Source organism: Thermodesulfovibrio sp. (assembly GCF_049969575.1).
Classification (GTDB): Bacteria; Nitrospirota; Thermodesulfovibrionia; order Thermodesulfovibrionales; family Thermodesulfovibrionaceae; genus Thermodesulfovibrio; species Thermodesulfovibrio obliviosus.
Genome location: NZ_JBMFOO010000003.1, coordinates 25,772 through 33,470, shown reverse-complemented (window position 1 = coordinate 33,470; position 7,699 = coordinate 25,772). Strand labels below are relative to the sequence as shown.

Below are 7,699 nucleotides of genomic sequence, written 5' to 3'. Positions count from 1 at the left end.
CCCTTACTCCAGCAACTGCTATTGGTGTTTTTATCTCAAATCTGTTTGCTTTTGGTGAACCCTTTATCTTTTCAATGCTTTTTTCTGCTACAGCAGCTCCCACCTTGCCTCTTGGAACATTTATAGTAACTCTGAGACTCTCTCCGTCAGTAAAATACTCGCTTATGTCAACCCTGCTACGGGGTGCAATCTTTACAACAGTTCCATCCCTGAATACTATCTCTGCCCTTGAGTCTGTCTTTGTCCTTATTATGTCATTTAAATAAACAGGCTCATTTATCTTTGCAGGGACTGCTGGAAGCTTGCCAGCCCTTAATATGTCAACCTTACCCTGAAGTGCAGTGATTTTCCCCACTTCCTCTGCATGGACTAAAGAAATAAATAAAAGGCATATAATTAATGAAAAAAAGAAAGTTTTTTTAATTTTACTTTCACACATCTAATCCTCCTTAAAAGCTAAAGCTTAACTCAAATGTGTAAATGTTTCTCCTGTAATCATAAATGGGAAAATTAGAGTCATCTCTTAAGTGATAATAGTTAAGATTTGCCCTTAAAGTTTTTGAAATATCAAAGATAACTCCAGATGTTAATGAATAAATCCTATCCCTTCTTTTTTCTGCTGTTTGAGGAAAACCTCTAACTCCTCTTCCTGTGAGTGTATTGATATTTTTGTAATTCTGCCATGTGTGGTCTGCTGCTATCTGAAGACTTAATTTTTCACTGAAAGGATATATGAGCCCGGCAGAAACTCTGTGTGCTTCACTATCCCAGTTTCTTCCCTGAGTATCATCAACTGTGTAGTCATATCTTGCATATAAAACTCCCTTCTCTTTAAAAGTATAAAAATATCCAGCTCCAATACTGTATTGATTGCCATCCCTGTCTTCATCAGGATCAAAGCCTTCCATGTACTTAAGCATCTCTCTTTTACCATATCCAACAAAGACCTGTCCTATGTGTCCAGGAAAAATCTGAATGCTCAGTGTTGGAGTAATTGAAAAAGATGACATATATTCTCTCTCATTAAGCCACATGTGGGAGTAACTCACTGGAAGTGTTATAAATCCATTTTTGATGTTTAATCCAGGAGTTAATGTAACCATGCTTAAAGTAGTGTCATATTTGAAAGAATGAAAATAATTTTTTGTGTAGATACTTAGTTCTCCTGTAAAAAATAAATCTCCCTCAGACAGTGTTCTATAACTAAGCCTCAGGGTATTTATTATAGCAGAATCTCTTTTCCCTGAAATTTCATCTACTGCTGTAATTCCTATTGTTCCTGTAGGTTTTGATACAACATTGTCATCATACTGATATGCCATACTTAATGTTATACTCCATTGCTTGAATGCTGTCTTAAGGGCTGTTAGGTAATCAGAAGCAAACTCTGCAATATCAGTTTTTGGTTCAATCTTTATCAAATTCTCAAGAGTTTTCATTGCTTCTTTTGGTCTTTTCTCTGCTGTATATGTAAGTGCTATCTGTAAATCTGCTGCTTGAGTGAGTGCTGGATCAATAGATTTTGCTTTTTCAAAGGCTTTTCTTGCATCATCAAGCCTGCCCATTTTTGAAAGAACAAGGCCCTTGAGAAACATTACCCTTGAAGGCATGACAAACTCCTTTTCAGCCTCATTAAGCCACTTTATTGCCTCATCAAGCTCTCCAAGATGATATAAAACTTCAGAAATCTCAACATAGGCATCATTTATTTTTGGTTTGCCAGTAAGGCTTTGTAAAAAATAATCCTTTGCAGCTATGTAATCTCCAGTCTGTTTGTATGTGAGTCCGAGATAAAAAGCTGCAGTTGTTGATGGCTTTGTTTTATAAACTTCTTTTAATAAACCTAAGGCTTCCTCATAGTTTTCCTGTTTATATTGCTCAATTCCTTTTTGAAGAAGATCTTCTGCAGATAGCAAAGCGGGAAGAAATATCAAAATCAATACTATCAGAGCATTTTCAAGTATTGGTTTCAATATTATTTTTAACATAAAATATTTTTACCATAATAAAATTGGGGAAGTCAACTATTTTTTTATAAATTTTTTTATATTTTTATCAAAAAATCAAATTCTTACCGGGATTCCTTTTTGTCTTAAATACTCCTTTGTCTCTCTTATTGAGTATTCTCTGAAATGAAATATGGATGCTGCAAGGGCTGCATCTGCTCTGCCAAAGGCAAAGGCTTCATAGAGATGCTCTAAGGTGCCTGCGCCTCCTGAGGCAATAACTGGTATTGTAACAGCCTCTGCAATTGCCTTCGTAAGCTCTATGTCATAACCTTCACGAGTTCCGTCTCTGTCCATACTTGTAAGTAAAATCTCACCAGCACCGAGTTCTTCCATTTTCTTTGCCCATGCAATAGCATCAATTGGACGCATGAGCCTTCCACCATGAGTGGAAAGAACAAATTTTGAGTTTTCATTATAAAGAACATCCTTGAGTTCAGGGTCATCAAACCATTGTTCAGGTGGATAAGCTTTTGGATTGAATGTTTTATCAACTCTTTTTGCATCTATTGCAATTACTATGCACTGTGAACCAAAACGGCTTGATGCTTTCTGAATAAAGTAAGGGTCACGGACAGCTGTTGTATTTATTGAAACTTTATCAGCACCTGCATTTAGAAGATCTCTTATGTCATCAATGGTTTTTATGCCACCACCTACAGTAAGTGGCATGAATACAACAGATGCTGTTCTTTCAACAACATCAATTATTATTTTTCTTTTTTCATGGGATGCTGTTACATCAAGGAATACAAGCTCATCAGCCTCTTCTTCCTCATAGTAAAGAGCATTTTCAACAGGGTCTCCCGCATCCCTTAAATTGAGAAAGTTTACTCCTTTAACAACTCTTCCATCCTTAACATCAAGACAGGGGATTATGCGTTTAGCAAGCATAGGCTCTCCAAAATCAAAAGATTTCTAAGCACCTTTCCCATTGTCTCCTGAAGCTTTCCAAAACGATAAGACATCTGATCTATATAACCTCTTCACTTAATCGCATTTACCATCTCAATTGCTTCTTTTAAATTTATTGCACCTGAATAGATTGCCTTGCCTGTTATTACTCCCCAGAGTTTTTTTATTTTTGCAAGTCTTTTTATATCTTCAATTGATGAAACTCCACCTGAGGCAATGACAGGGATTGTGACAGCCTCAACAAGCACTTCTGTTGCCTCTATATTTGGCCCTGTAAGCATTCCATCCCTTGATATATCTGTATAAATTATTCCCCAGACTCCGTAATCCTGCATTCTAAGGGCAAGTTCTGTTGCCTTTAGATCTGTAACTTCAACCCAGCCCTTTACTGCCACAAACCCATCCTTTGCATCAATGCCTGCAATTATTCTGCCCGGGAATCTTTTGCATACCTCTTTTACAAAATCAGGATTATGAGCTAACAGTGTTCCAAGAATTACTCTGTCAACTCCTGAATTTAAAAGCAATTCTATGTCCTCTATTTTTCTTATTCCTCCACCAACTTCTATTGTGCCATAGAAAACTTCTCTGATTTTTTTTATTGATGAAAGATTAATAAGCCTACCTTCTTTAGCTCCATCAAGATCAACAACATGAAGCACTTCTGCGCCTTCAGCTTGCCAGCGTAATGCAGCTAACTCCGGATTGTCATAATAAACTGTCACTTCATCAAACTTACCCTGAAGTAGTCTTACACATTTTCCATCTTTGAGGTCAATTGCTGGAATTATCTTCATTTTTTAGTATAACATAAAAAAATGGATGAACTTGCAAAGGAGTATGTAATTGATTTTTTTACGAAAAGACTAATTCACTTCAAAAACTCTCCTGAATCAGTGGGATGGACACGCACAGGTCAGTTGCTCCGATATGAAACAGTTCTTAAACTAATTGAGCCTGAGGGTAAGACTCTGCTTGATTTTGGCTGTGGTAAAGGAGATTTTTACGGCTTTTTGAAGGAAAAGGGTGTCAGATGTCGCTATACTGGCATAGATATAAATCCTTCGCTCATAGAGTTTGCACGAAAAAACTATCCTGAAGCTGAATTTCATGCTATGGATATTGAAAATGAACCATTATCAGAGTTTTTTGATCTTACTGTTGCAATTGGTGTATTCAATCTTGCAGTGCAAGATGTAAAAGAGCTTATGCAAAGATGCCTGAAAATACTTTTTCAGCATACAACTGAGCGAGTCATTCTTACATGCCTTAATGAAAAAACAAAATTAAGAGACATCGGTGTTACTTATTTTTCTGTAAAAGAGTTACAGAGATTTGCCTCCACCTTTACAGGAAAATTTAAAGTTTTAGATAATCTTATAGAGGGCGATTTATTTTTAATTCTGGATAAAAAATAGGTTTTGTTTGCAAATAAATTCCATACTAACTTAAAATAAAATTTATGGAAAATCTCATTAATGTAGCTAAAAGAGTTCTTACAATTGAAGCACAATCTCTTCAGGAGCTTAAAGAAAGAATTAACGAAGACTTTCTCAAAGCTGTTGAGATAATTCACAACTCAAAGGGAAGGGTTGTTGTAACAGGAATGGGCAAGTCAGGTCTTGTGGGAAGAAAAATTGCAGCAACTCTTGCATCCACGGGAACGCCTTCATTTTTCATGCATCCTGCTGAAGCAAGTCACGGTGATCTTGGCATGGTTACAGAGGATGATGTTGTAATTGCCATAAGTAACAGCGGTGAAACAGAGGAAGTCTTAAGGCTTATTCCCTATCTTAAATATTTCAATGTGAAGATTATTGCTCTCACAGGAAATCCTAATTCAACCCTTGCCAGACAGGCTGATGTGACACTGGATGTATCAGTAAAAGAGGAGGCTTGTCCATTTGGATTTATTCCAACTGCATCTACAACAGTAACACTAGCAATGGGAGATGCTCTTGCAGTTGCGTTAATAATGCGAAATGGATTTAAAAAAGAGGATTTTGCAGTATTTCATCCTGGAGGCTCTCTTGGAAGAAAAATGCTCACAAAAGTTAAAGATTTAATGCACATGGGAGAAGAACTTCCAGTTGCCCATCCTGATACTGTAATGCTTGATGCTGTGCTTGAGATTTCATCAAAAAGACTCGGAGTTGTTGTAATAGTTGATGAAAAAATGAAAATTCTTGGAATCATTACTGATGGCGATGTGCGAAGAGGTGTTCAGAAATACGGTAAGGAACTCTTTGAATTAAAGGTTTCTGAGATTATGACCAGAAACCCAAAAACAATAAATGAAGAAGAACTTGCAGCAGTTGCTCTTTCAACAATGCAAAAATATTCTATAACAAGCCTCGTTGTTCCTGCCAGTGATGGTACACTTAAAGGCTTAATTCACATTCATGATATTCTTAAAAAAGGCATTTTTTAATGAAAGTTATTTACAGAGCTTTAACCAGGGAGCTTATTCAGAACATTGTCCTTTCAATAGCCTTTTTAAATGCTGTTTTGATAATTGAAAAATTGTTTAAACTAAGTAAAATATTTGCCTCTGTTGGAATAGATTTACCAAACCTTTTTTTGCTCATAATTCTTTTGCAGCCTCAGTTACTTATTTTCACAATCCCGATGGCTTTGCTTCTTGGTGTTTTGCTTACTTATGGAAGAACTCAGGCAGACAATGAAATGACAATATTTATGGTAAGCGGTATGCCATATAAAAAGGCATTCAAACCTGCTTTATACATTGGAACAGCAGCATTTTTTCTCACTACTCTGATGAGTTTTTATCTTGCCCCAGCAGGAGTAAGCCTTGTGAGAGAAAAAATTTTAAATATTCTTGTGGAAAGAGCACCTCTTGGACTGGAGGAAGGAGTTTTTAATCAGGGATTTAAAGATGTAACAATTTTTGTAAAAGAAAAACCTGACAATTTACATTTAAAAGAAGTGGTGATTTTTGATGAGAGAAAAAAAGAGACAAAAATAGTGATTGCCAGGGAAGGACTTATTAAAAAGGAAAAAGACGATATAATTTTAAGTTTGTTAGACGGGAAAGCCTATTTTAAGAGAGGCACATCCTTAAATGAAGTAATCTTTAAAGAATATATATTCAAGCTTTCTCCAAATATAGACCCAATAGCAAAAAAAATCAGTGAACTTTCTTTAATTGAACTTATTTCAAAAATTGTTACTGAAGGTTCAAAAAACATAGATTATAAACTGGAACTTTATAAGAGATTGGCTTTACCTATTTTATGCATTATAAGTGTTTTTTTAGCTCCTTCATTATGTCTTATTGTCGGGAAAAGTGGTAGAATTGGAGGAATTACAGTAGGGCTTGCTATATTTGCAATTTATTACATTTTCATGATATACGGAGCAAATGTTGCAAAGGCTGGAAAAACATCAGCAGAAATCGGCTCTCTTATGCCTGTTTTAGTCATGGGATTTTTAGCTTTCATTATTTATTTCAGGATTAAAAAATGACCATTAAAATTATTCTAATACAGGTTTGAGCTGAAGAAAATGAATATCGTATGTAAGAGCTACATAAAAGAGTTTTTAAAAACTTTTTTAATTCTGCTTTTTTCAATGTCTCTTCTTCTCTCAATTGTTGGGCTTATTGAAAAAATAGATGATTTTATACCTTATAAACCTTCAGCTACTTTTTTTGTTGAATATGCTTTATACAGCATCCCCAGATACATTTTTTATCTTATACCTTTTATCACCCTTGTAACATCTCTCTTTATATTTTCAGTTGGTGTAAGAAGCAGAGAATTCTTAATTCTTTCTGTTTCTGGTGGAAAATTAAGAGTTATTTTAAAGCCCTTCTTAATTTTAGGTATTGTCATCTCTATTTTTGGCTTTATATTTGGAGAGTTTATTCAGCCAGAATTCACGAAAAAATTAAATATCATGGTTGAAAAATTGACCATGAAAGGGAAAAATTCTGTACAAAAAGATATTTTTCTCAGAGCCAAGGATGGAACTGTGATAAAAATTGGAGAATATTTAGCAGGACAGAGAAAGGCAAAGGATGTAAAGGCATTTATTATAAAAAACAATATCTTAACCAAAAGAATAGATGCTCAGGAGGCAGAAATCAAAGAAAACCACTGGATTTTTAAAAATACCCTGATTTATGACTTCTTATCTGGCAAAGTTGAAAAATCCGAATCAATAGACTATCCAATTAATTTGAAGATATCTGTTGCTACATTTAAAGATATTAAAAAAATCGAGGAGTTAGGAATATTAGAACTTATTCAGAAAAGAAAAGAACTTAAAAGAGCGGGACTGAGCAATCCTAAAATTGATACAGATATAAGTGGAAGGCTTTCATATAACTTTGTAACATTTTTCATGATGGTGCTTGGAATTTCTTTGCCTCTTGGTGCTCATGAAAAATTCAGTTTTATTTTCTCAAAAACCAGAGGAGGCAGTGGAATTATAACTGTAGGAATAGGTTTGATTATAACAATAGTTTACTGGCTTGTATATTCAATCTTTATGTTTATGGGCTATTCAAAAATCTTACCATCCTTTGTATCACCATGGATTACACCTTTAATTTTTGGATTTGTATCAATGAAGCTTTTTTATGCGATAAAACAGTGAAACTGATTTTTTCAGAAAAATAACCTGAGAAGACCTGCAAAAATACCAGCAAGAATAGCAGTTTGAGCAATTAAAAATCCTGCTACCCATTTAATTATTTCTACTTTAAACCGGGCAAGTTTTACTTCCATATTTGCTTCAACTTCCTTGATTCTTGC

At 34.9% G+C, this 7,699-nt stretch carries 8 protein-coding genes; 4 read left to right on the top strand and 4 right to left on the bottom strand.

From position 1 onward, the window contains the following. From ACP5O9_RS01450 to hisA, 4 genes are all read right to left on the bottom strand, one after another. A partial coding sequence (locus ACP5O9_RS01450) for a FecR family protein (RefSeq protein WP_428723308.1) occupies window positions 1-439 on the bottom strand: 439 nt, incomplete at its 3' end. A gap of 10 nt (window positions 440-449) precedes the next feature. Then, window positions 450-1,988: a surface lipoprotein assembly modifier gene (locus ACP5O9_RS01445; RefSeq protein ID WP_353686536.1), complete on the bottom strand. Its 1,539-nt coding sequence runs from the start codon at window positions 1,986-1,988 to the stop codon at window positions 450-452. A 75-nt stretch (window positions 1,989-2,063) separates the two neighbouring features. Further along, window positions 2,064-2,900, bottom strand: coding sequence for an imidazole glycerol phosphate synthase subunit HisF (gene hisF / locus ACP5O9_RS01440; protein WP_424905275.1), 837 nt, complete (start codon window positions 2,898-2,900; stop codon window positions 2,064-2,066). 92 nt (window positions 2,901-2,992) lie between these two features. Further along, a complete protein-coding gene (gene hisA / locus ACP5O9_RS01435) occupies window positions 2,993-3,718 on the bottom strand; it encodes a 1-(5-phosphoribosyl)-5-[(5-phosphoribosylamino)methylideneamino] imidazole-4-carboxamide isomerase (RefSeq protein WP_428723307.1) in 726 nt (241 codons plus the stop codon). Window positions 3,719-3,739: 21 nt separating this feature from the next. On the opposite strand from hisA, the gene ACP5O9_RS01430 reads away from it, so the two are divergent. Genes ACP5O9_RS01430 through ACP5O9_RS01415 form a run of 4 tightly spaced genes read left to right on the top strand, consistent with a single transcriptional unit; the run spans window position 3,740 to window position 7,541 of the window. Beyond that, window positions 3,740-4,339, top strand: coding sequence for a class I SAM-dependent methyltransferase (locus ACP5O9_RS01430; RefSeq protein WP_353686533.1), 600 nt, complete (start codon window positions 3,740-3,742; stop codon window positions 4,337-4,339). Window positions 4,340-4,383: 44 nt separating this feature from the next. Further along, window positions 4,384-5,352, top strand: coding sequence for a KpsF/GutQ family sugar-phosphate isomerase (locus tag ACP5O9_RS01425; RefSeq protein WP_428723306.1), 969 nt, complete (start codon window positions 4,384-4,386; stop codon window positions 5,350-5,352). Next, on the top strand, window positions 5,352-6,407 hold the full coding sequence (locus tag ACP5O9_RS01420) for an LptF/LptG family permease (protein WP_353686531.1): 1,056 nt from the start codon (window positions 5,352-5,354) through the stop codon (window positions 6,405-6,407). The genes ACP5O9_RS01425 and ACP5O9_RS01420 overlap by 1 nt, the downstream gene beginning before the upstream one ends. A gap of 39 nt (window positions 6,408-6,446) precedes the next feature. Continuing rightward, a complete protein-coding gene (locus ACP5O9_RS01415) occupies window positions 6,447-7,541 on the top strand; it encodes an LptF/LptG family permease (protein WP_428723305.1) in 1,095 nt (364 codons plus the stop codon). The last annotated feature ends 158 nt before the right edge of the window (window positions 7,542-7,699 follow it).